Origin of the sequence: Haloferula sp. BvORR071 (assembly GCF_000739615.1) — a bacterium.
GTDB lineage: Bacteria > Verrucomicrobiota > Verrucomicrobiia > Verrucomicrobiales > Akkermansiaceae > Haloferula.
Window position 1 is genome coordinate 25,449 of the sequence record NZ_BATP01000057.1, and the last position, 25,756, is coordinate 51,204.

General features: G+C 60.9%; 21 protein-coding genes. 9 read left to right on the forward strand and 12 right to left on the reverse strand.

Annotation, left to right across the window (positions count from 1 at the left end):
* Positions 1–161: 161 nt before the first annotated feature.
* Entirely contained in the window at positions 162–3,203 is a 3,042-nt protein-coding gene (locus tag BV071_RS27515) for a PSD1 and planctomycete cytochrome C domain-containing protein (protein WP_052573958.1), read from the reverse strand.
* A 121-nt stretch (positions 3,204–3,324) separates the two neighbouring features.
* On the opposite strand from BV071_RS27515, the gene BV071_RS27520 reads away from it, so the two are divergent.
* A complete protein-coding gene (locus BV071_RS27520; protein ID WP_265594973.1) occupies positions 3,325–3,921 on the forward strand; it encodes a hypothetical protein in 597 nt (198 codons plus the stop codon).
* 250 nt (positions 3,922–4,171) lie between these two features.
* Positions 4,172–4,894: a hypothetical protein gene (locus tag BV071_RS27525; RefSeq protein WP_035614329.1), complete on the forward strand. Its 723-nt coding sequence runs from the start codon at positions 4,172–4,174 to the stop codon at positions 4,892–4,894.
* Positions 4,895–4,945: 51 nt separating this feature from the next.
* Here BV071_RS27525 and BV071_RS27530 read toward each other — a convergent pair whose 3' ends face one another.
* Together BV071_RS27530 and BV071_RS27535 are read right to left on the reverse strand one after the other, a co-directional pair.
* Positions 4,946–5,338: a hypothetical protein gene (locus tag BV071_RS27530; protein ID WP_035614331.1), complete on the reverse strand. Its 393-nt coding sequence runs from the start codon at positions 5,336–5,338 to the stop codon at positions 4,946–4,948.
* A 57-nt stretch (positions 5,339–5,395) separates the two neighbouring features.
* Positions 5,396–5,887 carry a DUF4375 domain-containing protein gene (locus BV071_RS27535; protein ID WP_035614333.1) on the reverse strand — a complete coding sequence of 164 codons (492 nt, stop codon included), beginning with the start codon at positions 5,885–5,887 and terminating at the stop codon, positions 5,396–5,398.
* Positions 5,888–6,294: 407 nt separating this feature from the next.
* On the opposite strand from BV071_RS27535, the gene BV071_RS35890 reads away from it, so the two are divergent.
* Positions 6,295–6,444: a hypothetical protein gene (locus tag BV071_RS35890; protein ID WP_265594974.1), complete on the forward strand. Its 150-nt coding sequence runs from the start codon at positions 6,295–6,297 to the stop codon at positions 6,442–6,444.
* Positions 6,445–6,546: 102 nt separating this feature from the next.
* Here the strand turns inward: BV071_RS35890 and BV071_RS27540 are convergent, their stop codons facing one another.
* Complete coding sequence (locus tag BV071_RS27540; protein WP_035614335.1) at positions 6,547–6,870, reverse strand: hypothetical protein; 324 nt, start codon at positions 6,868–6,870, stop codon at positions 6,547–6,549.
* Positions 6,871–7,432: 562 nt separating this feature from the next.
* Positions 7,433–7,888, reverse strand: coding sequence for a hypothetical protein (locus BV071_RS35895; protein WP_265594975.1), 456 nt, complete (start codon positions 7,886–7,888; stop codon positions 7,433–7,435).
* A 517-nt stretch (positions 7,889–8,405) separates the two neighbouring features.
* Here BV071_RS35895 and BV071_RS27550 point away from each other — a divergent pair.
* Positions 8,406–9,065: a prepilin-type N-terminal cleavage/methylation domain-containing protein gene (locus BV071_RS27550; RefSeq protein WP_035614340.1), complete on the forward strand. Its 660-nt coding sequence runs from the start codon at positions 8,406–8,408 to the stop codon at positions 9,063–9,065.
* 11 nt (positions 9,066–9,076) lie between these two features.
* Here BV071_RS27550 and tmk read toward each other — a convergent pair whose 3' ends face one another.
* The 7 genes from tmk to BV071_RS27585 form a co-directional block, all read right to left on the reverse strand.
* Positions 9,077–9,685: a dTMP kinase gene (gene tmk / locus BV071_RS27555; protein WP_035614343.1), complete on the reverse strand. Its 609-nt coding sequence runs from the start codon at positions 9,683–9,685 to the stop codon at positions 9,077–9,079.
* 237 nt (positions 9,686–9,922) lie between these two features.
* Positions 9,923–11,593 (reverse strand): UbiA family prenyltransferase, encoded by a 1,671-nt coding sequence (locus BV071_RS27560; RefSeq protein WP_035614345.1) that lies wholly within the window; start codon positions 11,591–11,593, stop codon positions 9,923–9,925.
* A gap of 15 nt (positions 11,594–11,608) precedes the next feature.
* Positions 11,609–13,384: a hypothetical protein gene (locus BV071_RS27565; RefSeq protein ID WP_265594976.1), complete on the reverse strand. Its 1,776-nt coding sequence runs from the start codon at positions 13,382–13,384 to the stop codon at positions 11,609–11,611.
* Positions 13,385–13,388: 4 nt separating this feature from the next.
* A complete protein-coding gene (locus tag BV071_RS27570; protein ID WP_035614351.1) occupies positions 13,389–14,294 on the reverse strand; it encodes an ABC transporter ATP-binding protein in 906 nt (301 codons plus the stop codon).
* Positions 14,291–14,680: a GntR family transcriptional regulator gene (locus tag BV071_RS27575; protein ID WP_035614355.1), complete on the reverse strand. Its 390-nt coding sequence runs from the start codon at positions 14,678–14,680 to the stop codon at positions 14,291–14,293. The genes BV071_RS27570 and BV071_RS27575 overlap by 4 nt, the downstream gene beginning before the upstream one ends.
* Before the next feature lie 100 nt (positions 14,681–14,780).
* The gene (locus BV071_RS27580) at positions 14,781–15,743 is read right to left on the reverse strand and encodes a M28 family peptidase (protein ID WP_265594977.1); all 963 of its coding nucleotides are present in this window, start codon (positions 15,741–15,743) and stop codon (positions 14,781–14,783) included.
* A 120-nt stretch (positions 15,744–15,863) separates the two neighbouring features.
* Positions 15,864–16,775, reverse strand: a complete 912-nt coding sequence (locus BV071_RS27585) for a ParB/RepB/Spo0J family partition protein (protein ID WP_035614358.1) — start codon at positions 16,773–16,775, stop codon at positions 15,864–15,866.
* A gap of 475 nt (positions 16,776–17,250) precedes the next feature.
* On the opposite strand from BV071_RS27585, the gene BV071_RS27590 reads away from it, so the two are divergent.
* The 5 genes from BV071_RS27590 to BV071_RS27615 all read left to right on the forward strand — a co-directional run bounded on the left by BV071_RS27590 (position 17,251) and on the right by BV071_RS27615 (position 25,753).
* Positions 17,251–17,541, forward strand: a complete 291-nt coding sequence (locus BV071_RS27590) for a hypothetical protein (RefSeq protein WP_265594978.1) — start codon at positions 17,251–17,253, stop codon at positions 17,539–17,541.
* Positions 17,542–17,546: 5 nt separating this feature from the next.
* Positions 17,547–17,954 carry a hypothetical protein gene (locus tag BV071_RS27595; protein ID WP_265594979.1) on the forward strand — a complete coding sequence of 136 codons (408 nt, stop codon included), beginning with the start codon at positions 17,547–17,549 and terminating at the stop codon, positions 17,952–17,954.
* Positions 17,955–18,097: 143 nt separating this feature from the next.
* The gene (locus BV071_RS27600) at positions 18,098–18,787 is read left to right on the forward strand and encodes a hypothetical protein (RefSeq protein ID WP_265594980.1); all 690 of its coding nucleotides are present in this window, start codon (positions 18,098–18,100) and stop codon (positions 18,785–18,787) included.
* A 1,552-nt stretch (positions 18,788–20,339) separates the two neighbouring features.
* Positions 20,340–22,727, forward strand: a complete 2,388-nt coding sequence (locus BV071_RS27610) for a hypothetical protein (protein ID WP_265594981.1) — start codon at positions 20,340–20,342, stop codon at positions 22,725–22,727.
* A 20-nt stretch (positions 22,728–22,747) separates the two neighbouring features.
* Positions 22,748–25,753, forward strand: a complete 3,006-nt coding sequence (locus BV071_RS27615; protein ID WP_035614373.1) for an RHS repeat-associated core domain-containing protein — start codon at positions 22,748–22,750, stop codon at positions 25,751–25,753.
* Positions 25,754–25,756: the final 3 nt, after the last annotated feature.

Consider the following 25,756-nt stretch of genomic DNA (forward strand, 5'->3'; position numbering starts at 1 on the left):
TTCGAAGTTCAGTTCAAGGCCGCGACTGTGGCTTCGGGTGGATGTCGCTGGGGTAGGAGACCACGGACAGGCGGAGAGGAAGCGCCCCCACAGCCAAAGCGGTGTCGTGCCACCGCACTCCATAGGTGCCTGGCGGGTTTGGCATCGGTTTGAGACTCGTTTCATTCCTTCGTCATCGCCTCATCCGTATTCAAAATCGAAAGGCAAACCGATGCCAGCGCAGCCAGCTCCACCGGCTCCATCGTCAGCTCCGCCACCGCATCGCCATCGGCCAGGAAGGCCTTCGCCCCTTTGGCATCCGCCGCGAAGCTTTCCCGCGCCTCCCGCTGCATCCCTAACAAAATCTTCGCTTCCTCTTCCTTCGCCTCACGCCCCAGGATGATCGCAAACGCCCTCCCCACGGCCTTCTCCGCACCCATCTCCTTCACCGCTCGCGCCGCCAGTAACCTCGCCGCCTCCACATAGGTCGTATCGTTCAGCATCGATAGCGCATGCAGCGGTGTATTCGTCCGCCCCGGATTCACCGTGCACTGCTCCCGCTTTGCGTTGTCGAAGAACATCGGCGGCATGCTGATCCGCCGCCAGAAAGTGTAGAGGCTCCTACGGTGCAATCCTTCGCCCTTGTCCCGCTCGTACTTCACCTTCCCGAAGGTTGCATCCGGCCACAGGTTCTCCGGCGAATACGGCTTCACCGGCGCTCCGCCAGTCTTCCTTACCAGCACTCCACTCGCCGCGAGCGCCTGATCCCGGATCATCCACGCCGGCATCCGGAATCGCGGCCCGCGTGCCAGCAAACGATTCGCCGGATCCCGCTCCAGCATCTCGGCCGTCACCCGCGACGACTGCCGGTAGGTCCGACTGGTCACGATCATCCGCACCAGCTTCTTCATGTCCCAGCCGCTCTCCATGAAGTCTGCGGCCAGCAAGTCCAGCAGCTCCGGATGCACTGGCACCTCGCTTTGCACGCCGAAGTCCTCCGGCGTCTTGATCAGGCCGATCCCGAAGAACTCCTGCCAGATCCGGTTCACCGTCACCCGCGCCGTCAGCGGATGATCCCGCGACACCAGCCACCTCGCCAGATCCAGTCGATTCGCCGGGCCCTCATGTTGGGGCAGGGGAGGGAGGATTCCCGGAGTCGCGGCATCCACCTCCGCCAGCGGCTTGTCGTAAGAGCCCACCGCGAGCACATGCGTCGTGCGCTGCTGCTTGCGGTCTGCCATCACCATCACCTTCGGCATGCCCTCGCGCAGCTTCTTCAGCTTCCCCTCCAGTCCTGTCTTGTTAGAGGCCAGCTTGCCATACTCGCTGTCGCCCTTTAGGAAGGCCTCGCGCACCAGCTTGGCCTGCTCGGCATTGCGCTCCGCCGCAGCCACCCGCAACGCCGCCATCAGTGGCAGTTGATCCGGATTGGAGAGCGCCGGCGTCGGCTCGGCAGTGGTCGCCAGCCGGAATCTTCCCAGATTGTGATTCGGGTGCGGCGAGTCATGCCGCAGCGTGAGCTCCAGCGCAGCCCTTGGCGGCACCTCGATCGGCTGTGCCAGATGGAAGATCGCCGCATGATTGCGCTCGATCGGCTTGCCTTCCCACACCGCCCAGCCACTCCGCGGATCATCGTCCAAGGCTCCGCCCACCAGGAACGCATTGCCTTGCTCGTAGGTCGCTTCCGCCCGGCCAAACTGCAGCCGCTCCTTCTTCCCATCCGGCAGGACCAGCATCACCTCGAATCCCGTGAGCACGAAGTTCCCGCTATCCGATCGGGCGATCCCGCCATGCGTCATGCTTGGGTCCCGCATCGCCTCCAGCCGCAGCGCCGTCAGCCTGCCCGGTGCTACCGGTGCCTGCACCACATAGGTCGCATTCACCGGATTCGCGCCGAAGGTCAGCACCGAACGATCCTCCAGCACCTTCGCCTCCGCACCGGTGATCGATTTCACCTCCAGCATCTGCCAGGCATCCGCCATATCCTGCGCCAGCATCCGCGCCTCCCATGCTGACTGCTCTTGTTCTAAGAGCTTCGCCCGTGCCGCCAGCTTGCTTTCCGCTTCCCGCAGCTCGCCTGTCAGATGTTCCTGCTCCTGACGCTGTGTTTCATCCGCCACCGCGATCACTGGTGGCGTCTGCGGATCTCCGCCACTGCCATCCACCGGCGTCTGGTTGAAGAAGGCCAGCAGGCTGTAGTAGTCGCGCTGCTTCAGCGGATCGTATTTGTGATCGTGGCAGCGGCAGCAGTTCATCGTTAGCGCCATCCACACCGTGCCAGTGGTCTCCGCCATATCCATGGCGTAGTTTACCCGGTTCTCCTCCGGGATGCTGCCACCCTCGCCATTGATCGGGTGATTGCGCAGGAAGCCGGTCGCCAGGATCTGCTCCTCCGTCGCGTTTGGCAGCAGGTCACCGGCGAGCTGCCAGACCGTGAATTGGTCGTAGGGCAGATTCCGGTTGAAGGCGGACACCACCCAGTCGCGCCACGGCCACATCGTCCGGTCAGCATCGCCCTGATAGCCGTTGGAGTCCGCATAGCGCGCCGCATCCAGCCAGGGCCACGCCATCCGCTCGCCATAGGCCGGGTCCGCCAGGAAGCGGTCCACCAGTTTCTCCCAGGCATCCGGTGCCGTATCCGCCAAGAATTCCGCGCTCTCCTCCGGCGTCGGCGGCAGCCCCCGCAGGTCCAGCGACAGCCGGCGGATCAGCGTCTCCTTCGCCGCTTCCGGTGCGATGCCTAGCCTCTCCTTCGCCAGTCGCCGTTCCACCACCTCATCCACCGGATGCTTGTCCGCCGGCAGGGCAGGGCGGTCCACCTTCACCAGCGACCAGTGCGGCTGATACTTTGCCCCCGCCTCGATCCAGCGCTTCAGCAGCGCCTTCTCGGACTCCGATAGCTTCAGGTGCGAATCCGCCGGTGGCATCACCTCATCCGGATCCTTCGAGGTGATCCTCTGCCATGCCTCCGACTCCTGCGGCTTGCCCGGCACGATCGCCTTGTCCGCATAGGCTCCCTCCGGCGTGTCCAGCCGCAGGTCGGCCTCCCGCGCCTTGGCATCGAAGCCGTGGCAGACGAAGCAGCGGTCCGAGAGGATCGGCCGGATGTCCCGGTTGAACTCGGGTGCGGGCTCCGCGGCATGCCCCGCCGCCACCATGGCGAGCGCGAGCAGCACGGCGAGTCCCCGGGATGGCTGGAGTTTCAAGTCCAAGGCGAAACGCAATACGGCAGATTCCCGGCATTCTTCCTTTCCCGGCCGGACAGGTCAATTCCCCAGCTCCCCTCCCGGCCTAACGAAACGCCGCATTGCAGCTTTCCCCCGAATCCGGCATTCTGCCTCCATCGTGAAAAACCCTCTCCCTGCCAACCTTGCCCTCGCGTTGCTTCTAGCCGCGCCCTTGGCCTCCGCCGAAACCCCGGCGTCAGAGCCTACGCCAGCTCCGGCTCCCGCGCCGGCACCGGCCCCCACCACTGCCAACGCCATCGGCACCATCACGGCCGCGAAGGAGCGCGTCGAATTGGACCGCAAGATGAGCGTGGACTACAGCTACGCCGCCGATACCAGCCTGGTCCTCGTGGTCCACGGCGTGGAAATGAACGGCGCCGCGGCTACCGGCCCGAAGCAAGCGGTCGGCGGCGAACTCCGCGTGCAGGGCAACCAGATCAAAATCCTGCCCAAGGAGATCTACGGCGAGAAAGGCGCGGTCGAAACCGTCAAGGTCTTCTCCGTCCGCTACATCATCCCCAAGCTGCAGCCCGGCATCTACCGCCTGCTCCACGATGACTCCGCGGCTGAGGGCGAGGACCGCGTCATCGACATCAGCCTGGACCTCCGCAAGCCGGTCAAAAAGACCCTGATCGTCAGCGGCAAAACCGTCTCCCCGCCACCGCCGCCCGCCCCGGCGCCGCCTCCTGCTCCCGTGATCCGCGAGGACCCCTAGGCCGGGACCCCAAATCAATCGGGATCTGAGATTTCAAATTTGAGATTTGAGATTTCGGATTGGGAATTTCGAAACCCATCATCCCATCGCCGCGGATCACTTGATGGCAGGTCCAATCCCGCCATTCACCCGGATCACGTCTTCCGTTCCGCGGGCGAGCCGATTTTTCCCCTGAATAAGGCGCGGGCCGCCGCGTCCTACAAATGCAGGGCTTTCGCTCCGCGCCGTAAAACGCTATCCATAAGCTGTCATGAAAGCCGTGTTGCTGCTCTCCTCGCTGCTCCTTTCCTTGCTCCTGCCGGTCTCCGCCCAGGTCAGGCGCACCGAGCGCAAGTCGCTGATTGATCGCGACCCGGACGTGGTGCACCTCGCGGAGTCCGTGAAGGATCCGATCGAGCTGCGGGTCATCAAGGAAGCCACCGTCTTCTCCGACAAGAACGGCAAGACCAAGCTCGGCATGCTCCAGGCCGACCAAACCGTGATTCTCGAGGCCATGACCGACCGCGCCTACAAGGTCCGCGGCAAGGGCGAGAAGAACGGCATCTCCGGCTGGGTCGGCCCCCAGAACTTCGCCTCGAAGGACCCGAACTTCGTCGAGAATCTCAAGAAGCTCCACAAGCGCCAGCTCGAGGTCCAACAGCTCATCGACGAGAAGCAGCTCGCCATCGGCATGAGCCCCGATGAAGTCGAAAAATCCCGCGGTGCCCCGACCAAGAAGCAGGCCAGGATGACCGCCAAAGGCGAGTCCGGCCACTGGGAGTACATTGAATACGAGCAGATCTCCCACTACCAATACGTCCGCGACCCGGTCTCCGGCCAAGTCTTCCGCACCCTCGCCAGCGTCACCCGGGAGGAGAAGAACAAGACGGTGGTCGAATTCGAGAACGGTGCCGTGACCTCCTTGGAGCAGAGCGAGCAGAATGCTGCCTCCCCGGTCAAAATCATCGTCCCTCCGGTGGTTTTCGTGTGGTGAGCGGCCCGTCATGGGGAGGATCACTTGAACTGCCCCCTTCGGCGCGTGGCTCTATTGTTCCACTCGGTCCGGCTCTGGATACCTCTGCGGAACCTGAGGGTCGTAGAATCCACATCCGAAATCGTGCGCCACATCAATGATCCGGTTCAGGATCTCGGTGTGATCCAGCAGCTTGTATCCGCAGGTAACAACGATCAGATGGATTCTCCGTTCGTCGGCGTGGCAGAAGTTGACTTCGAATCCGGAATCCAGCCCGCGCCATATCAGTTGCCCGAAATTGCGTTCTATTTCTGGAAACTCCTTCTCGAATCGAGCGATGACATCCTCCTTGGCAAAGGACTCCACCTCGGGGTCGGGTTGCTCCCGGGAAAGCTCATCCACGCGCTGCCCCGCATCGCCATGGAAGGGACGTTTTTCACGCCAGAAGTATAGGTCGTAGCTCATGCCAGTATTGCTGAAAGACCGAAGCGCAGCGACCCGGCCCTTCGTGGCAGCGCTTGCTTAGGCGCGTTCCGGTTGGAGTATTTGGGCGTCATGCTTGCGGAGGTAAGAAAGTAGCTGCGGCCAGTAGGCTCTGTCGATGGAGCAGAGCTCGCGGTCGAGTCTGGCCCAATGCTGAATTACGCTTTCTGGAAGCCGCTCAATGAATGCCTCTCTCGCGGTGTCATCAGCTGGCACGGCACCGGATGGGAATACTGAACACGCACGATTGAAGACGTCGGCGGCGTGGTGAAACGCAAGGGCTCGGGAAACGGCGGCAGTGTGTCTCCCGGACGGGTTGAGGAAGAACTGGAAGTGACCTCCGTTGCCGACCTCGCCCTGATAGAGCAGGTAAAGATGAACGTGAAATTCGGGCTCAGAGAAGCCGAAGAACTCGCGGTCCTCGGAAACGCCTTCGCGGCAAGCCCACATGTCACAAAGCGTGTGAACGGCCTCCATCGGCTCGGTGTGAAAGAGCAAGCGCTCAATGTAGCAGTGCGCGAATTTCGCCATGCGCGAGGAAGGTGAATGGGGTAACAGTTCTCGCATTTTCACATGGGCTGCGACAACCCTTGAACGACTTTGAAATGCGAGGGACGGATCCCGGGTGATCGCCATTCTTAACGCCCTAAGTATGCATCCTGTTTGCTGCCAACCATGCGAAAAATAACTCAAAGCATCTAACATCAACCCCTCCGATCGTCCGGGCACTGTCACCGCTGTAGGCCAATTTTTGCGAAATCCAATCCTGCCGATCTAAAGACCGAACGACGAACTCATAAAGCAATTTTGGACCGCCTTGAGGCTCCCTGTAGTAAACCTTGCAGATCCGATCGGATCCAGATGCATGACTGAGGTTCCAACCATGCACAGAGAACAGCAAGTCTTCACCCTGGTAAACATGGAGGCTTCCAAACAAAATGGACCTCCAGGCAAAGGTGAAGCGTTTTCCAAACGCCGAAAACTTCCCGGCGCGCCTGCTGGAGCTTAATCTGAAATTTTTTGAGACAACGACGGATCGTGCAAGGAAAGGAACACGTGACGATCTGATCAAAAGAGTTTCAGGGTGACGAGGGGCCCCATCGATAGAGCACTGGATGTATTTGGTCGCCCCTCTGAACTTGGCGTATTCGACAATTAAAAGCATGGCTCTTGGTTCTCGACTGACGCGGCTATCTCGATCGGCGGATCATCTCGTAGCGTTCGTCGCTCCAACCGAAGTTTGTCTGCGACATGATCTGAATCCCATGCGACTCAATCAGCTGCCGGGCCTCAATCGTGAAATCGCGGGCCGCGAATAATGCAGAACCGCCGCTCTCTGCGGAAAGCTTTCGAAGCGCCTTGCGAGTTGAGCCCGAACTCACAACCTCGTCGTCGAAAACAACGAGCGTAGTCGGCTCCGGGAGATGAAGGCTCGCCGCGAACTCTGCGAGACTACGGGGGAGCATCTTCGCCAACTTTGCGTTGCTGACTCGTTTGGTGATCGTGAGAGACACGGCATCTGAAGGATGGGGTCAGTTCTGGCATTTTCACACCGGCGGCAACAACCCTCGAACGGCTTTAAAAGTGAGAACCCCATCAGCTTGAGGCCTTTCGCAGGGACTCTCCGGTGAGCCGGAGCGAGCTGCGATCCCTTCGGGATCGGAGGAAGTGGCGCGGCCTCTCCTGAGCCGCGACCGTGGGCGTAATCCATTGATCCTCTGGTGTTCTCAGCAGGAGAGTCCCCCCATTCTCCAGAAAGGACACCGCTTGAACTTTCAAAGCTGTGGGATCGGGGTCGCGTGCGTGGTCGGGGTCGGTTCTCGTACTTGCTAACATTGTGTGGGCCGGGGTTGTGCATTGGAGGCCATGTGAAAATGCGAGAACCGACCCCGACCACGGAGGTCAGAATCATCGTCCCACCGGTGGTTTTCGTGTGGAGCTGCGAGGGGCCCGTGATGGGGAGCATCGCTTGAACCGCGGCGGGTCGCGGGTGATGTTAGAATGCGAGGGCTGACCCCATCGATCGGTTTTTCGGCTGGTGGCACGCGCCGTGCCATCGGCTGGCGCACAGTTTTTTCACGGGCCATGCGAATCGGGGTCGAACGCAGTAAACCGTGGGCGCTTTGTGTCATAGCGCCCACGTTCAAATATGGAGACAGTCCGCCCCTCATCGGCGACTTCGTGAAAGCCGCCTAAACGCATACCAAGTCCCATAAGCATGACGAATCCCACCCAGAGATGAGAGTCGCTATCCAGTTTTAGCAGTTTATTCAGAGCGGCGGGGTCTTCGAGAAGATCAATCCCGTTCAGGGTCAGCCTTCCATTGAAATGCTTGTCGAAGCCGATCTGTGTCAAACATCCATTCGCATCGAAAGCAAACGCTAGGCCGGGATATTCCAATTCAACGGCACCAAGAGGAAATGGCCGCTTGGATCGAAACTTGGGGGCTCCTAAATGGTCTTCCACGAGTGCCTCAGTAACGCCAAATCGAAAGGGCTCAACGCCACGGTGAGGGATGATCTCAAGATTCACTTTGCGTTGGTGACTCGTTGGGTGATCGTGAGAGACACGGCGTGTGATGGATGGGGCCAGTTCTGGCATTTTCACAGGGGCGGCGACAACTCTTGAGCGACCTTAAAATGCGAAAACCCCATCATCTTGATGGGCTTTCGCGGGGAAGTGGCGCGGCCTCTCCTGAGCCGCGACTGTGGATGTGCTCCCTGACCGCCGAATCCTATCAGCAGGAGAGTTCCCCCATTCTACAGAAAAGACGCCGCTTGAACTTCCAAAGCTGCGGGGTAGGGGGGGAATTCCCCCAGTCGCGGCTCGGGAGAGACCGCCCCACTTCCAACTCTTCCGCCCCCGCCTTCGCCCGACAGACCTCGTTTTCCACCAACCAAGCCCCCGCTGACCCGAAATTCCTCCACATTCGCCCGGAACTGAGGGTTTCGGGTTGAAACCTTGCCCGGAAGTGATGCCTTTGGAAAAGGATCGCCGACCGTGCGCGCCGCGAGGCAGGCTCGGGCGGCATTTTATCCTCAGCTCCAATATGAAAAAACCAGCAATCGTAAAACCCGCCTCCGGCTTCACCCTGGTGGAGCTGATGGTGGTGATCGTAATCATGATCGTTCTCGTCGCCTTGGGATCCGCCATGTTCATCAGCGTGAGGAACAAGTCCCAGTTGACCGCCAGTGTCGCCAATCTCCGGGACCTCGGCGTGAAGATCGAAGGCTACAGCCAGGACAACGCCGGTGTCCTGCCGGTCTACAAGGACAACACCCAGAACCTCTACTGGTGGGGCATGCTCGTCCCCGGCAATGACATCAACAATGAGTCCTTGCTGATGGTCTTCAAGAGCCCCGCGCACAAGGAGTTCGACCCGAAGAAGATCGAGCAGACCATTTCCTACGGCTGGAATGCCCACGTCTGCGGCCGCTCCGAGGATTCCACCGGTGGTGAAGGCCCGAAGCGCAAGGTCAGCTTCAAGAACCCCGGCTCCAACCTGGTGCTCACCGAAAGCCCGCGTGTCAATGGCATGGGTCTCTTGGACGACTCCAACCTGCCTGATCCCAAGCGCTACAAGGGTAAGGCCGCCGCCCTGATGCTCGACGGCTCCGCCAAGCAGCTGGATATCGAGACCGAATTCAAGCGCGGCAACTCGAAGTGGCTCCTCACCGAGGAAGAGCGCGACGCCAAGGGCATCAACTGATCCTGCCCCGCCTACGCCGTCGCTCCGGCATGAGCGGCGGCAATCCCGCGCAGCTTCTGCTGCACAGCTTCAGGCCCTTCGTCCGTGGACACCACATGGACGAAGGGTTCTTCTTTGAGGGCCAGGAAGATCTCGCGGCAACGCGCCAGAGAGTCCCGCTTCTCGAACTCATTCGCGGTATCCCCGCGGGCACCGATCCGCGACAACGCGGTATCCACATCCAGATCCAGGATCATCAGCAGGTCCGGCTTCGGCGCGAAGGCCTCGTTCTTCGCCCGGATCGCCAGCGGATCGAAGCCCCGCGAGCCTTGGTAGGCCATGGTGGAAAAGTAGTAGCGGTCGAGAATGACCACCTTGCCTGCGGCCAGGGCAGGGGAGATCAGCTCCTCCACGTGCTGGCGGCGGTCCTTCAGGAATAGCTCCAGCTCCTCATCCGGCGACAGCCGCCCCGTTGCCGCCGTGGCCCGGATCTGGCGGCCCCAGGGTCCGTCCGTCGGCTCCCGGCTCGCCACCACTTCGCGTCCCTGCGTACGGAACCATTCGGCCAGCAATTGCGTCTGGGTGGACTTGCCGGTGCCGTCGATGCCTTCGAGAACGATAAAGAGACCTGCTTGCTTCATTCAGTCGGGAGAGTGCCGGACGCTCCCAAACGAGGGCGAGAAGGGCAAGGGCGCATTCCAAGTGGCGCGGCCTCTCCTGAGCCGCGACCGTGAAGATCCATCCTATCTCATAGCCCTGGAAGTCCTGGCGTCCTCCTTTCTGGAGAATTGGGGGGACTTTCCTGCCAAGACTACTGGGGACCGGGGAGCACGTTCACAGTCGCGGCTCAGGAGAGGCCGCGCCACTTCGCGTCCCCCTCACGGCGGTGGCAACTCCACGATCATGGGAGCGTCCTCGAAGCTGGCGGCGAAGACGTAGATCTTGGCCCTTTTGAGCATCTCAATGCGCTTGATTTGCTCCGGGCTGTCGGCCGCACCCGCGTCGAAACTGAAGGAGCCACGCCGGGCGAGGAACACTTTGTCATTGATGCTGCTATCATATCCCATGCGATCCACGGCATAGGCCTGCTTCCCCGATTCATCGATGATCACGAGCCGGAGGTCCACCCAGCCGCCATAGTAATCATCCTGATCTTGTCCGAACCAAGGCCCGCCGTCTTGCCAGAGCTTCTCCCTGTAGTAGTGCAACTGGATCACATGGTGCCCGTTCTCCCGTTCCGCCAGGGGTGACAGCTTGATCGCGCCACCTTGGACGAGCTTGAAGCTCGCGCTGTGCTTGCTTTCGCAACTGCCCAGCAAGCTCCATCGCATCGGCGGTGATACCCATCCCTGCCATGTGGAAGTCTTGAACAGTTCGGGGGTCAGCTTGCGGTATTCCATCGGCCGCCGCTCTTCGCCTGAGTTTTGGCCGCGGGGGATCGAGGCTCCCGGCCGCAAGATCACCGGCGGCGATGTGGGGCGATTGAGATTGGCCTGCCAGTATTCGAAGTGCTGGTGCGGCGGAAGTTGGCTCCGCATGCTTTGCCAGATCGCGTCTTCCCCCCACAGCAACTTGCCGCCGCTCCGGTAAGCTTGCGCCTCCAGATAGCGGATGCCCCCGTGCTCCGGATCCTTCTCATCCCGCACCTCGTAGCTGGTCAGATACTCGCGCTCATTTTCGCCCCCCCACTGCGCGTGGATATTGAAGAAAGCGTATTGCCCCTCCTCCAGGCCATCCACGCTGACCAGATCGGAGACGGGAATCCAATTGCCGGAGCTTTCAGCCAGGGGCTTGCGCGTCAGCTTGACCGGTGATGGCCGCCTGGAGCGGCTGGCCGCGAGCTCCTCGTATCGCCCCTGGCGGTCAGGTGCCTTGAAGAAATCGCCATAGGCATAGAGCCACGGCAGCAGGGCTCCGGTCGCGGCACCGAAGAACAGCCCGAGCTGGCGACGTCGCGGCACCGCAGCGAGCCACCAGATCAGGGGATACAAGATTCCGGCGCTCAGGGCGATGGTTCGCACCGGCGTGAGATAGACCTCACGCTCCGGCTCCGGATCCAGCCCCATGCGCGCCCAATACATCAGCCCCCAGGAGAAGATGGGCGAGGTCAAGATCGCGACCCAGGCCGTCGAGCGCCAGTGTTGGTTGGTGGCGGCGATGGTGCCGGCCAAGCCGGTGGCTGAGATGAAGGCCCACAGCGGCAAGGTCAGGAGGGCGATGCCATAGGAAATCGCGCGCCAGCTGAAGTTGAAGAGCCAGCAATAGGTCAGCACCGCGAGCGCCACACCCGCCAGCACCAGCAGATGAATCCATATCACCCGCAGGAACGCATGACCGGGCCCCGGAGGCAGGCAGCGGTGGAAGGCGCGGTCATCGTAGGGCGCGGCACTGCGCACCACATTCCAAGTGAACACGCTGACGATGAGCGGCAAGGCACCCAATGAATAGAAGCCCCAGAGTTGGGCACGATCATCCGGCCACAGCAGAGCCAGAGCGAAGATGGCCACGATCACAAGGGCCAGGAAGCGGGCGAAGGGTGAGTAGGGCATGGTCTCGGGTGCTTGTTAGGGTGCCGTCAGCGTCAGACCGCGGCCATTCTCATCTGCCACCGGGATGAAGACGTAGAGCCGGCCCTTGCGCAGGATCTCCCGGCCGCCGGGTGGTTCGGAGCGATTGGGTAAGGATAGGGTGGACGGGAGCTCGCTCGGCTCGGCCAATAGGAAGTTCCCCGAACCTGGGACAGGAGTCACGAAGGTGAAGTCCTCATGGTGGCCCAAGGTTGTTTCCTCGCCCTGAGATGGCGCCAGGGAATCGAGGGCGTAGGCATCCTTGCCGGATTCGTCTAACAGTAGCACCATGGGTTGGCAGGACGGCGGATAGTGGTCCGGCGTGCCGAACCATGGTCCTTCCCAAGTCACGTCTCGCGAGAAGCCCTTGTAGCACTGGATCGAGAGTAGCGAGGTCCCGCCTTCTTTCAGGGCTTGGACCTTTATCACTCCGTGGCGCAGGCGGAAGGTTCCGCCCTCGGCCGCGCGGCACTCGCCTGCCAATTCCCAGCGGATCTTTCCGGAGAGCACTGCAAGCCATTGACCCTTCTTCAGGTGCTCAAACTCGGTGAAGTCATCGCGCGAATCTTCCGTCGCGCGGTCCAATTCCGTCGGCATTCCGCCGCTCGGGCGCATCCACGGATCATCGGTCGGCCGCATCTGCGGATCATGGGGCGAAGTAGGATGAAGGATCCGAAATGGCCGGGTGTAGATCCCCGCTACCCTCGGTCCTTCGTAGGCTGAGGTCCAGTAGTGGAAACTCTGGTGAGCCGGGATCCTTCCGCGCAGATGTTCCCAGACCGCTTCGCTGCCCCAGCGGAACTGTCCGCCGACCTTGCCCACGAAGATCGACTCCGGGCGTGACTCCCTGCGATCGTGCGAGTCCGAGAGGATCACGCCATTCCTGTAAGCGGCTCCGTCCTTTTCGTCCTCGATCATCAGCCCTTGCAGCTTGGCAAATTCGCCTTCACGCAGCCCCGTCGGCTCCAAGGCATCGGCAAGGGGCGTCCATTCCTGGGCTTGTTCCGGCAAGGGTTTGCGGACCAAGCCAAGGCTGGTCGTTGGCAATCGGCTGCTCACCCAATCTTCGCCAAAGGATCCCACCGGCAGGAAGTAGCCGGTGTAGTACATCAGCGGCAGTACCGCGCTGGTGAGGCTGCCAAGAATTAGTCCCAACACCTTTCGCCGTTTGACGGCCACCAGCCACCAGATCAAGGGAAAGGCGAAGGCAGCAAGGAGGATCACCGTGCGATGGGGAGGCAGGTAGTAGTATTCCCCATAGGCGATCGATTGGGTGTATATCGACTTGGACTGCCAGTGGTTCATCGCATAGCTCGAGGCCAATGGCGCCAGGAGCATCGCCATCCAAGCGGCCGACCGCCAAGCGCCGCCCGCGCTGCCAATGCTGGTGATAATCCCCACCGCGGCGGCGAATGCCCACAGCGGCAAGATGAAGGCCGCCAAGCCAAAGGAAATCGAAGGCCAGCCGAAATTAAACAAGAGACAGTAAACCAGCACCGTGAGCGCGATGCCCGCAGAGACCAACAAGAGGAGGCGGATCACCCGCAGGAAAGCGCTCTGGTCCCCCGGCGGCAGGCAGCGGTGGAAGGCCCGGTCATTGAAGGGCGCGGCATTGCCCACCGCGGCGGCCGTGAAGGCACCGATCAAGATCAGCCCCGGGCCGATCAGGAAGTAGCCGGAGTGGTAGGCCAGGTCATTCGGCCACAAGATGAGGGTGGCAAAACCGGCGACAAACAGGATCGCCATTCCTCGGGTCAGGGGTGAGAGGGGCATGGCTTCAGGCGGTGCTTTTGTTGCGGTAGCTGCGGGCCAGCGCGACGAAGATCTCCCGCAAGGTCATCTGCCGGGCCTCTAGGCGCTTGTGCTCGGGGAAGACATGGGAAAGGACGGCGGAACTACGGGAGTCCTCGTAGTTGGTGTCGCTGAAGGTGATCGTCCTGCCGCTGACCTGGGCATTCAGCCAGGTTTCCGGAATCGCGGGTGGCAGCGCGGGCGCGGCGTCGAACCACAGCTCCACGCTGCGGAAGCGCTCGCGCAGGGAGTCGACATCCTCCTGCAAGTCGACGCGGCCGGCATTGATGATCGCCACGCGGTCGGCGAAGCGCTCGACCTCCTCGATATCGTGTGAGGATATCCACACCGTCCATCCTTCCGACTCGGTGAGTTCCAAGAGACCGGAGAGGAACTCATCGCGCACCAGCGGATCGAGCCCGGAGAAGGGTTCGTCCAGCACGACCAGTTGCGGGCGGTAGGCCAGCGCACTGAGCAAGGCGGCCTTCATCCGCTGGCCGCGCGACATCGACCTCAGGCTGGTCTTCAGCGGCAGCTCGAAGTCCGCGATCATCTTGCGCTCGAAGTCGCGGTCCCAGTGCGCGCCATACATCGGCCGCAGGAAGCTCATCAGCTTCGGCACCGTCATCCACTCCGGGAGCAGGCGGTTCTCCGAGACGTAGCCGATCCGCTGCCACTGCTCCGGCCCGAGCTCGCGCGGGTCCTTGCCCAGCACGCTCAGCTCACCGCCATCGCGGTCGATCAGGTTCATCGCGCACTTGATGGTGGTGGTCTTGCCCGCGCCATTCGGTCCCAGGAAGGCGGTGACCTTGCCCTCCGGCACTTCGAGATCGACGCCACGCAGCGCATCCTGGCGGCCGAAATGTTTCTGGAGTCCTCGGATCGTGATCATGGGGTGTTGGGCGGGGTGGGGCTTTCCATTTGGCGCAGCAGGGTTTCGAAATCGTCGACCTTCAGGTGCAGGGCGCGGGCTTCCTCCATGAAGCGGCGCGCGGAGGGCTCCAGCAGCGCCAGCCGCTGCGCCAGCTCTGGCAACTGCGGAGCCTGGATCACCATCCCGATCCCCGGGCGGCTCGCCAGGAAGCCGAGCTCGCGGAGCTGGGAGATCACCTTGTTCGCCGTGGTGGGGGAGATCTTCAGGTGCTGCGCCAGCGCCCGCGTGGAGGGGAAGAGCTCGCCCTCCTTCAGGTCCCCGCTCGCCAGCGCATGGTGCGCGGCCCGGACGATCTGGTCCGAAACCGGCTCACCCTCGCGCAGATGGAAAACGAATGGCAGCATCAGTGAGACAGGTGATACAGCTATGATGTATCACCTGCAAGAAATTTCTGCCCGCGTTGAAAATGGTCCGCAGAGGACGGTGCGGATTACCTTGTCCGGATTACTTCACCCGCGCCAGAAAACGGAGCACCGTGCGACCGGTCTGCTCCAGCGCTTCGGCATCGATCACCTCCAGCGTGTCGCCGGGCTTGTGCCAATAGGGCATGCTGCCGAAATCCCCGATCAAGTGCAGCATCTGCAGGCCTGTGCCTTGAAGGGGCACGTGATCGTCCGTGATGAGCCCGTCGTAAGGGCGGAGCGCCAGGCTGGAGTCCTTCGCCGCTGCTTCGAGGGCGGTGGAGAGATTGCGCGGGAAATCCGGATTGTAGCGGGCCGGGTATTCCTTGTCGCCGACGAGGTCCAAGACGATGCCGAGTGAGGGCCAAGTCTGCCGCAAGGAGATCTCACGGGCGTAGTACTTGCTGCCGTAGAGCCCGTCGGACTCGGTGATGTTTCCGAGCAGCGCCTCTTCCCCATCGAAGAGCACCAATTCGACATTGGCGGCGGCCTTTGGATCGGTGGCCAAGACCCGGGCAAGCTCGACGATGATGCCGGTGGAGGAGCCGCCATCATTGGCAGCGACGAAGGGGACACCCTCCATCAATTTGCTATCCACGTGACCGGAGATCACCACCGGCACCGACTGCTTCCAGTCGGCCTTGTCGTGACGGGCCAAGAGATTGGTGAATTTCACCGCCGGACGGTTGGTGGACTCGCCCAGGAAGCGGGGAACCCGCTCAAAGTTCTGGCGCTCGGTGGTCCAGCCAGCCTTGGCGAATTCCGCTTCAAGGTAGGCAAGCGTCTTGGCGTAGCCCTCGCTTGCCGGCGGCCGGGGACCGAAGGCGCAGATGGCCTTGATATGCTCGTAGGCCTTTTCCCCGGAGAACTGCGCGGCGAGGTCCGGTAGGGGAGTGAGGGCGACCCGGGTGCCAAGCGCTGGCGTGGCCGCCGGCTTCGGCTTCATGAAATACCAGGCAGCAACGGCAAGGACTGCCAGCAGCAGAAGAATCGGCGCGCGTTTCACTGGCGGAGACTCAAGACTCCAAGGCGCAAGACACAAGACTGGAAAACGCGGGCGTGTCCCAAAACACAGAAGCCCCAAGACTTCCGTCTTGAGGCTTCAAGTCTTGGGTCTTTTTTGAAGTCACATTTCGCCCACGCCGAGCAGCTCGAGAATCCGCTGCAGGTCGTCGTCGCCGTAGTATTCGAGCTCGATCTTGCCCTTCTTCGTGCCCGGCATGATCATCACATGGGTGGCGAAGCGGTCGCGCAGCTTGTTCTGGAGCGCGCGCAGGTGGGCATCCGGAGCCGCGGGGCTGGAGGCCGCACCAGCCGCCGTGGACTTGCCGGATTCAGCGACCACCGTGGAGGGATCGAAAGTCTGGGCCAGCTTTTCCGCCGCGCGGACGTTGAGCTTCTTCTTGAGAATCTGGTCGGAGGCCAGGAGCTGGGCGTCCTTGTCCTTGATCGAGAGGATCGCCTTGCCGTGGCCCACCGTGAGGTGACCGCGGGCGACCAGCACCTGCACATCCGGATGCAGGTCCAGCAGGCGCATCGCATTCGCCACGCTGGCGCGGGACTTGCCCACGCGCGCTGCGATCTCTTCCTGCTTCATGGAGAACTCCTTGGCGAGACGCACATAGCCGCTCGCTTCTTCAATGGCATTGAGATCCTCGCGCTGGAGGTTCTCGATCAGCGCCATCTCCAACACATCGCGGTCGGAGGCTTCGCGCTCGATCACCGGCACGGTGGCCAAGCCGAGTTTCTTGGAAGCGCGCCAGCGGCGTTCACCGGCGATCAGTTCATACTTGCCATCCACCGGCCGCACGATCAGCGGCTGGATGATGCCGTGCTGGCGGATCGACTCCATCAGCTCGTCCAGCGGGCTCTCGATGAAGTGGGTGCGTGGCTGAAGGGGGCTCGGGACGACTTGGTCGATCGGGACCTCGCGGGCGCGGCCGTGGCCATCCACGGAAGCCGCAGCGTCCGGGGAGGGGCTGCTTGGGTGTTTGCGGATCAGGGCGCCGAGCCCCTTTCCAAGTGCCGGTTTGGACATGGGGCGCGGAGGTTGGCAAAGCCCGCCGGTGATGCAAAGCGGATTCAACACCGCGCTGCTGTATTTTTAAAAAATGCGCTTCCGGATTGGCGGGGGGCCGGGTTTTGCGAAAGATCACTGGTCTGTTTTAGGAACGCGGGTGTAAAATGCTATTTTTGGCTGGCTTGGAAAAGGACGGTGTGGAGAGAATAGGCTAAGGGCTCCCAAAATTGAAGAAGGGTAGGGTGGAAGCGAATAGGCCGAGTAATCCCAGAATTGGGGGGAGGATGGGGTAGGGTGGAAATAGGCCAAGTGCTCCCAAAATCCGCCAAGGCCTCCTGACTTCTTTCCGCATGCCGATCTGCTTGCTGTGGTCTCCATAAGTTATCCCGGAAGATCCCAAGAGATGAATGGAATGCAGCCACGGTTCGGCAATCTCTATCATTTCTGCCCGAGGGGGACTCGCGCTATGAAGACCAATCATCTTGTGAACACCGTGCCGCGCACTGTTGGCCGCAGGCAGCAACTACTCGCTACCTCCTTCGCGGCGGTGATCCTTGCCGCCTTGGGACCGGCCCAAGCGGTTACGGTGTTTGTTCTGAATGGGGATCACCGCGTCGCTGCCGATGCCGCGCAGGGCGAACTCGGGAACCTCTATGTCGACGCTGACCTGAGCGTAGGCAAGGGAGTCAATTTCGGGACCACCGCGGGCAGTTCGAGCGCGGTGGATCTCGCGTATGACAAGGATAACGAGATTGTCTCCACCAGCGCCACCGAGCAGGGGTGAGCTTCGTGTGGAACGAAAACAATGGCGCGAGTATCGAAAAGAAGCTGGAGATGAACAGTTCGAACCTCATGTTGTCCTACAAGGAAGATGGATCGGCCGCGGGATTGATCCTCAATCCCAATGCTAGCACGCTCACGTTTTCCGGCCGCGGCGGTGGGCTCCGCCATTCCAGTGGCGGCTCGGTCCTGAGGTTCGACTCGTCGGGCAATCCGATCTTCGACCACGCGCTCTTGCTTCTGGAATTGGACAATTGCGCGGGAACATCATCCAATGCCATCACGACTCTCAAGAACGGCGAAACGACACTGACGAGCAAAGCTTGGAAGGCGAATGCCGGCCACCTGCTCAAGGATCTCTCGGGAAGCACCGATAGCGATGGCCAGGCCTTGGAGGTGGAGGCCATACCGTGCTGAAGGGCAAAGTCGTCATCTCCCAACCCCAAGGGGATATCCCCATTGGGATCTACGAGTGTTCGGTCTGAAGAGAATTAATTCCAGGAGTCGAAAGTATGAACATCGGAAAAGTGAAATACGCTGGCTCGAGCTTGGTCATTCGAATGGGATTTCTTGTCCCGCTTGTTGGAATCGCACCTGCGGCGCCACCTGCTTGGTGGGCGGATGGTAGCTCGCCGATCTTGCAAGATGGCATGATCCCGGACAACAAGGGAGTGGCAAACCTTGGACAGGCGAAGTGGATGGCACATCGCGCTTTGCAGACGATCCACATGTATGCGCCGACCCTCGCCGATCAAATCGAGGGGGATCTAGTGGGTGCCGGCAAACCGATTCCGAGCTGGGCGGAACCGGTAGACGATGCCGGGCGTTTGCTCCAGCGCAGTCCGCTGTTGATCGGTCAACTCAAGGCGATCACGGCTCCCTTTTACACGAGAATCAATGCGGTGATACCCAGCTGGCTCGCCGCCGAACGCCTCGCCAACGGGACCGAGACCGGGGACGGGATTTTCCCTTGGACGAACACCAACGCGGCGGACGATAACAACAAGGGATTCGCGACGATCGGCCAATTGAAGGCGTCGTTCGCCTTCCACCTCACGGAGTCCGCAGACGGGGATACGCTGCCCGACTTCTACGAATGGATCATGAATGGCGGCACCTCCGGGCCGGGAAGCGGCGTGGACAAGGACGGCGATGGTTGGCTGGATTCCGCCGAGGTCACGGCCGGAGGCAATCCTTTCAAGAAGGATAATCCGAAAGTGAAACTGGTGGTGGTGGTGAGCGGAAACTGAATTGGATCAAAATAACATGACTCTCCTTCGTCGGGCTCTGGCCCTGTGGGCTATCCTTTTCGCTGCCAGCGTGGCTGGGGCGCAGAATCTCTCGGACCTCTTGATCTCTCTTCAGGACCGGCAGCTGGCGGTTGAGCAGCGTCAAGTTGCCGCGACCATCCTAGACAATCAGCTCCCCGGAGCTGACGACTCAATACCGAGCCCTGGAACGATTAGCTGGGGCTTTAGCTTGCCGGCCCGCCCGTCCATGGAAAATCTCAACCGGCTTACATTGGAGCAGCGGCTGGGGGTATTGAACCGGGCGGCGGTGGAGTTCGAGCGGCTGAAGTACGAATACCTCAATCTCCGCGGCGACGATTTCGAAAATGGATCCAAGGTCGGAGCCCTGCGCAAGTATTTGTCCGATGATTTTCCACCTCTCGCTCGTGGGACTCCGGAGAACTTCAATGCTCTCGTTGCGCAGATCGCGTTGCAAACCCGGAGTTTGAGGGTCTTGCAATGGGTATACTCGCCAAAGCAACAATATTATTACTATAGCGCCTATGGACCGAGGGCAGAGGAACTCCTGCCCATGGCGTTAGGTCCTGCTGAAGAGTTCGAAGAACCGGGGGAGTTTGGCGATGCATCATCCTATGTGGGGGATGCGGTATCGCTCAATTCCGGATTTTGGGGTCACTCTGACGGGTTCATGGAGGCGTCCTTGAGCGGACAAGTTACTATCGGAGCGAGGCTTAGTACAGGCAATGTCGGCGAAGGTTTGGGCGGCCATGTTGCCGTGCTGCGGCGCTCTGCATGGAGTCCGGCTACCACCCTTACCCCGGCAGCCTCAATAGCGACGGATTCCTGCTACAAGGTCGTTGGCCGGGGCAGCAATGGGGAAGTGGCGCTCACTGCACCGAGCGCAGCGCAATTTACTGTTACGGGTACTTGGGTGGAACAGGATCACGGATCCGTGGGAGTAAAGGAATTCGTCCCTTCGGGATACACTGACAGAGCACAATATGTGGCTGGTGATTTCACTCTGGCGGACTGGGAGAAGTCGCATGAGCGTGTGGCGTTCAATACTGGTTTTGGCAATGGTTATGTTGTGATTAAGAATGATAGCTACGCAGTGTTCATTCCGGATTTCACACGCGGAATCGACAGGGCGGAAATCGTAGCAGTACTTGAAAATGCCGCGAAGGTGACGGCTGCCACCGGTGGCGATGGTGCTGTGTCGCTGAACCCCGCGCCTTCCTTGCTGTTTGGCATCGATATGGGCACGGGGCTTGAGTCACGGTCCTCGGGCATGCTTGCCGTCTCGGTGACGAGGACGCAGGAACGCTCTTCCTCCTTCGCGCCGCTATCGGACAAGGGCGAAGGAGATTTGATTTATCCTTTCTTTCCTACTTATGGAAATAACTCTGCCTATGAAGGTTACACCGGGCCTCAACGTGGATTCCGCTTTGATTTTGCGTCCCACCTCCGATTTGCCGGTCCGGCGGAGGACTTCCATGTGGTCTACGAAACGGTGCGCGCTAATCGTGGGGTGGAATTGCCGCACCAAGGTAGGATGGATCCCTACTACACGACTACCTCCGACAACCAAAGTCTGTTCATGTGCTGGGACATGCCGCGCATTAAGCAGGTGGTGGGGCGGGATCTGATCGCCAACGTCAGCTATCAGGGCCACTATGCCTACACCATCAAGATTTATCGCCGCCCAACCGGCGAGGCGGGCGCTAGAACTCCAGGCGTGGCGGAGGACGTGAAGGAGGAGAACTTGATCCGCACCTATTCCATCAGCAATCCTGCCGCCGGAGCCATGTCTTATCCGGCGGCTGCCGAGAAGTTGGAGATCGTTGGCGATGACGTGAGCTATCTTATTCAGCGCGACAAGCTCGACGATCTCGACGACACCCTAACATTCCAAACGCTCTCGTCCTCGGGAGGAGAACTGTACCGGAAAAAGATCGTAAGCCACAAGGCTTCCGATGCGGGAATCTCGAAGGTGGAAGAGTGGATCAACGGCAAGCCGACCGGCGTGCGCACCTTCACCTCCGATTGGAGTTGGTGGAACCACCGCTTTCCAAAGACGATGAGTTTGTCCGGCGGCAGCCTGGATATGACGTATGAGGCGGGGACGATCGACACGAGCAGCCTAAGCCCGGGGACCCGGGAGGGGCGTTTCCCTACGTCGCTGACGGTGACCTCGAAGAACGCGGGACCCTCCGAGAGCTATCCACCAAGCAGCTTCACGTGGTCGGGCGCGGGACTTCAGCTTACGGCGGTTCGTGGCCGTTGGTCGGAGAACACCTCTGCTTCCGAGCAGGAATGTGTGACGATTCACAAGCTGGACGGAAGCCCCTATACCAAGACTTGGGTGACCATGCCCACGGACGACGAGGGGAGGACGCTCAAGGTCTACAGCGCGCCGGATGGCAATTCGACATCCAAGGAAGCAAACGCGGTCAATTGGACTGAGATCAAATATGGCAGTCAAGTGACCGGAGGACTCCCGGGACTGCCGCGGGAGGTGCTGCGCAGGGACGGCGGCAAAACCGCTTATACTTGGACTCTCGGAACAGAGGAGGGCGCCTACACCTGCCAGGTCGATAGCGGCTACTCGCTTGGCACCGGATCCGCCCGTGGCGTTCGCACGGTTAGTTCGGTGAACGCGCGTGGTTACGGAATTGGATCCGAGACTTTCCAATTGGCGGGCACGGCTAGCCTGAAGCTCGCCGGGACCTCCGTAACTGCGGGGCAATTCACGACATGGGGTGCGCCGAAGGAAGTGGTGGAGTACCCTTCCGGGTACACCTCGTCGTGGACCTTTGACGGGGTGCGGGAACGCATGGAAAGCGCGACGGATGCCTTCGGTAACAAGACTACCTATACCACCTATGATCCCTTGGAGCGGGTGGTGGAGTATGGTTGGAAGCCGGCGGGATCCTTGACAACCTCGACAGGCTCCCTAGCTTACAACAGCGGAACGGGTTTCGGGGTTGAGAACAGCATTACGATCGGCGGTCGATTTGCGGAGAGCGCCTTCAGCACGGATACGGTCGGGCGCTTGCTGTCGAAAAGTGGCACTAGCGGTGGGGTTACATCGAGCCTGGGTGTCAGCCGCGACCAAACCTATGATATCCTCACCAGCAGCAGTTCCCTGAGCGGGGCTGTGAACACGGCGAAAGTCCGGGCTGCCGACGGGACGACGCAACTGGTCTCCGGCCACTCGCTGCCATTCGGGGGCAACAAAGAGAGCGAGCTGGGTGTGGAGGGCGGCTTGCTGAAGTCCCACAGTGAGGTCGCCAACTTGGCCGATGCCTATCAAACCGTTTGGTCTGATGCCTGGGGCCGCCCTCGCCGGATTGAAAGCCCGTCGACTTCGGGAAGCGGAAAAGAGGCCACCACCATCAGCTACAGCGATCCGGTGCCCGGGACGCATCGCACCAAGGTGACGGATGCTGCCGGACGGAAGTCGATCAGCGAGGTCGAACCAGGTGGAATGACGAGCCGCCAGGGAATCGATATCGATGGGAATGGCCAACTCGACGAAGGGGACCGCTACACCACCTCCACCACGATCGTGGAGTCAGGCAAGCTGAAGACAACTGTGACGAGCACCGGGATCACGCCGGCGCTTTCCGTCTCCACCTACGATCCCGCGACCGGGAAGTCGGTAAGCACCCTGGATGGAGGCGAGCAGAAGGTGACGCAGACTCCCGACTTCGGAGCTTGGAAGATGGAAATCGACCTCACCCGGGGGGCTGATGAGGAAGTGCTCAGCAAGACATTGAGCTACGATCATCTCGGGAATCTCGTAACCGCTGTGACCAGCGGAGCCGGGATCCCGGATTCCAACCTCGAAGTCAGCTATCGTGAGGATGGGAGCCGTACCGGGGTGAGCCTGACTCGGGGGGGGCGCTGGCCTCCATCGGCTTCAAGGACAACGGGCTGATCAACAGCATCCACGACCCGGTGTTAGAGGATCTGACGGTATCCCACACCGTCGACACCAGTGAGGAGAGCCTGACGGTGAATGGCACGAAAGTGAGTGCGGCTTTGAACGGGACCGCGAGTTCCGTTGGCGGAACCGGGGTGATGTCGCGTCAGGACTCGGTCGCGGTTGCGGGTTCGGGATTCAAGCACATCGTCGATCCCGTGGTGGGGGCATCCACCGAGATTCTCATCAATGCCGCCGGGGCGAAGACGCTGCACGACTACGCGGCCGGTGCTGACCGCGGCATGAAATGGCTGCCCGGCGGATTGCCCTCCGAGATTAACTTGGGCCGGGGGGGAACCGTCGAACTCGCCTACAAGGGGAATGGCGCGCGTGACCTTGAATCGATCACCTGGCCGATGGTGAATTCGGGGAACTGGGGTGGCTTGCCGGGTAGCAAGACGTTCTTCGGCTACGATGCCGCCGGGCGGGTCAATTCAATCTCGGACTCGTCGGGAACGCGCTCCCTCACGCACAGCGGCAAACATCTGACCGAAGTCCAGTGGCTTTCCGGAAGCATGACCGGCTACAAGCTGGTGAGGGGCTTTGATAGCAAGGGGCGTTTGAACAAGGTCTCCGTGTATCGGGGGGCCACCAAGGTGCATGAGTTCGAACCAGTCTATACCGGTGCGGGCGATGAGATTTCCGCGATGGAAGCGGACGACGCCGGTTTTTCGGCGTCCATCGAGCGTCGCGACGTGGGGGCCAGCGCGGATCGCACGCTTATCGGGTTTGCGCGCGGGGGGGTGGAGCAGACTTGGACCCGGGGTGTCGCCGGTCGTATCGAGGGGGCTGATAGTAGTGTCGCCGGTGCACCTTCGTTCACCTATACCTACGACGACCGGGGCCGCCGCGAGACCTGCACCACCGGCGGAGACGTGTGGGACTATGACTACAACGGAACGGGCCAACTGACCTCGGCCACCCACGATACCTACGGGAATTTCAGTTACGGTTTCGATGGAATCGGGCGGCGTGCCGATTATGGCAACGGGGGTGATGCCTTAAACCGCTTCCTCACGATGTCCCATTCCGGGCAGAAGGAACTTCTGATTGCTGCGGACCCGGACGCGCGCTTGTGGATCAACGGTGTGGAGAAGGCCCCCTTCAACGGAGGCTGGGTTCATTCGCTTGGTAACCCCGCGTCGGTAGGCATGTGGGTGCCGTGGAAGGTGCGGGCGATACTGGAGGGTGAGGGCGATACCGGTGCCAATCCCGATGCCGAGTCGGAGCTGGCAGGTGTCACCTGGGTCCCGCCGGCGACCGAGACCTTCGGCTTCGATGATGATGGCAACCGCCAGGATTCCTCCTTGTGGAACTATGGCTGGGACTCCCGCAATCAACTGGTGCGGGCGAAGACCAAGGACTACGCCACCGCTGGCGATGGCTGGGATCTTTCCTTCGAGTATGACTCCGAGGGACGGCGCTTCCGCAAGACGGTCGTCCACAAGGGGACGAACAGCGCCGGTCAGATCTTCGTCCACCGCGAGCAAGTGACCTTCGTCTGGGATGGCTGGGATCTCGTCTACGAACTCCACGAGGGCTCGGAAGGCAGCTTCGAGCGCAAGTATGTGTGGGGCCCCGATCTCAGCGGCAGGCCCGGTGGCCTGGGCGGTGCCGGCGGGCTGCTCCTGATGCGCGAGACCCGTGGCACGACATCCACCAACTACTATCCGCTCTACGATGGCAGCGGCCACGTGACGGGCCTCAGCGACGCTGCCGGGAACCTGTTGGCCAGCTACGTTTACGGGCCCTTCGGTGAGTCGATCTCGATGAGTGGGAAGATGGCTCCCGTGAATCCTTGGCGCTACGCGACCAAGTACTACGACGCGGAAACCGGGCTCTATTACTTCGGGAAGCGGTACTACGATCCCGTGAGCGGGCAGTGGCTGAGCCGCGAGCCCTTGGGGGAGAGCGAGAGTTTGAATCTTTACGCTTATTGCCACAACGATCCGGTCAACCACGTGGATCGGCTCGGCTTGGATTCCCATGGCGACCCCATCGACGCCGGATGGAACTTCCTGATGGGTGCGGGTGAAATGTATGGCGACTATCTCGATGCCCAGCGCGACTGGACGAAGGAGCTGGTGGTCGGCACCGCCCTGACGGTCTACGACAACTCCGGCATTGCGATGTTCGACTCGCAGGCAGCGGAGAGGAACAAGAAGAGGGCCGAGGGCGTCGTCAGGTTGGGGCTCATGTCGATGCCGGGGACGGCGCTTTTCGACATCCCGGGGCAGAGGGAGTTCGAGAAGCAGTTCGCGCGCGGGATTACCGGCGGGAACGATCCTGGGAAGTCGAAGTTTTACCGGGCCACCTATGCCGGTCTGAATATCGCCTCGCTCGTCCTTCCTGAATTAAAGGGAGGATCGCTGTTGGGAGTAGAGTCAGCTGCCGCAAAGACAGAGTTATTAGGCGTTTCGAAGGCAGAGCTACTGCTGGAGGGGAACCTTTCGAATCCCTTGAAAGTGATAGCCGAGCCCGCTGCGATTGCGGGTGCTGATTCTAGACTGGCTGTGACGGGTAATACCGGAAGCAACGGGTTGGTGTATAATTTTAATTTCGCCGCAAAAGAGGCGAGTTTATTTGGTGAATTCGGTGTTGTCCCGGGGCGAGGTATAAGCTTGGCGACGCCCTCGGCGATCGGAGGTCGAAGCTATATAACATATGCCTTTAGGAATGCGGCGGGAGAAGTGGTGTATGTAGGTAGGGCGAGTGGAGCGGGAAGCCCGATTGAAGTTCTTGCGGCGCGACTTAGAAAGGGTCATGACCACTTCACGGTTGGGCTGACACCCGAAGTCGTAGCTACTCAAAGATCCCTTGTTGCAAGTCAGGGAGCGGAGGAATTCTTCATCCAAGGTTTTCGAGAGCAGGGCGCAAAACTCACAAATATTGATGAAGCGTTGAGTTTCGATCGGGCAAGCCGCCAAGCCAGATCACTTGAAAAGATCGAAGCGTTTTTCGAAGAACTGTTTTCCCGGTAATAA

What these genes read in the sequence shown, in the direction of transcription:
- BV071_RS27525 (WP_035614329.1), top strand. Translation starts at nt 4,172, where the DNA reads ATGAAAGCCGTGTTGCTGCTCTCCTCGCTGCTCCTTTCCTTGCTCCTG.
- BV071_RS27530 (WP_035614331.1), bottom strand. Translation starts at nt 5,338, where the DNA reads ATGAGCTACGACCTATACTTCTGGCGTGAAAAACGTCCCTTCCATGGC.
- BV071_RS27535 (WP_035614333.1), bottom strand. Translation starts at nt 5,887, where the DNA reads ATGGCGAAATTCGCGCACTGCTACATTGAGCGCTTGCTCTTTCACACC.
- BV071_RS35890 (WP_265594974.1), top strand. Translation starts at nt 6,295, where the DNA reads ATGGACCTCCAGGCAAAGGTGAAGCGTTTTCCAAACGCCGAAAACTTC.
- BV071_RS27550 (WP_035614340.1), top strand. Translation starts at nt 8,406, where the DNA reads ATGAAAAAACCAGCAATCGTAAAACCCGCCTCCGGCTTCACCCTGGTG.
- tmk (WP_035614343.1), bottom strand. Translation starts at nt 9,685, where the DNA reads ATGAAGCAAGCAGGTCTCTTTATCGTTCTCGAAGGCATCGACGGCACC.
- BV071_RS27560 (WP_035614345.1), bottom strand. Translation starts at nt 11,593, where the DNA reads ATGCCCTACTCACCCTTCGCCCGCTTCCTGGCCCTTGTGATCGTGGCC.
- BV071_RS27565 (WP_265594976.1), bottom strand. Translation starts at nt 13,384, where the DNA reads ATGCCCCTCTCACCCCTGACCCGAGGAATGGCGATCCTGTTTGTCGCC.
- BV071_RS27570 (WP_035614351.1), bottom strand. Translation starts at nt 14,294, where the DNA reads ATGATCACGATCCGAGGACTCCAGAAACATTTCGGCCGCCAGGATGCG.
- BV071_RS27575 (WP_035614355.1), bottom strand. Translation starts at nt 14,680, where the DNA reads ATGCTGCCATTCGTTTTCCATCTGCGCGAGGGTGAGCCGGTTTCGGAC.
- BV071_RS27585 (WP_035614358.1), bottom strand. Translation starts at nt 16,775, where the DNA reads ATGTCCAAACCGGCACTTGGAAAGGGGCTCGGCGCCCTGATCCGCAAA.
- BV071_RS27600 (WP_265594980.1), top strand. Translation starts at nt 18,098, where the DNA reads ATGGGATTTCTTGTCCCGCTTGTTGGAATCGCACCTGCGGCGCCACCT.
- BV071_RS27610 (WP_265594981.1), top strand. Translation starts at nt 20,340, where the DNA reads ATGGATCCCTACTACACGACTACCTCCGACAACCAAAGTCTGTTCATG.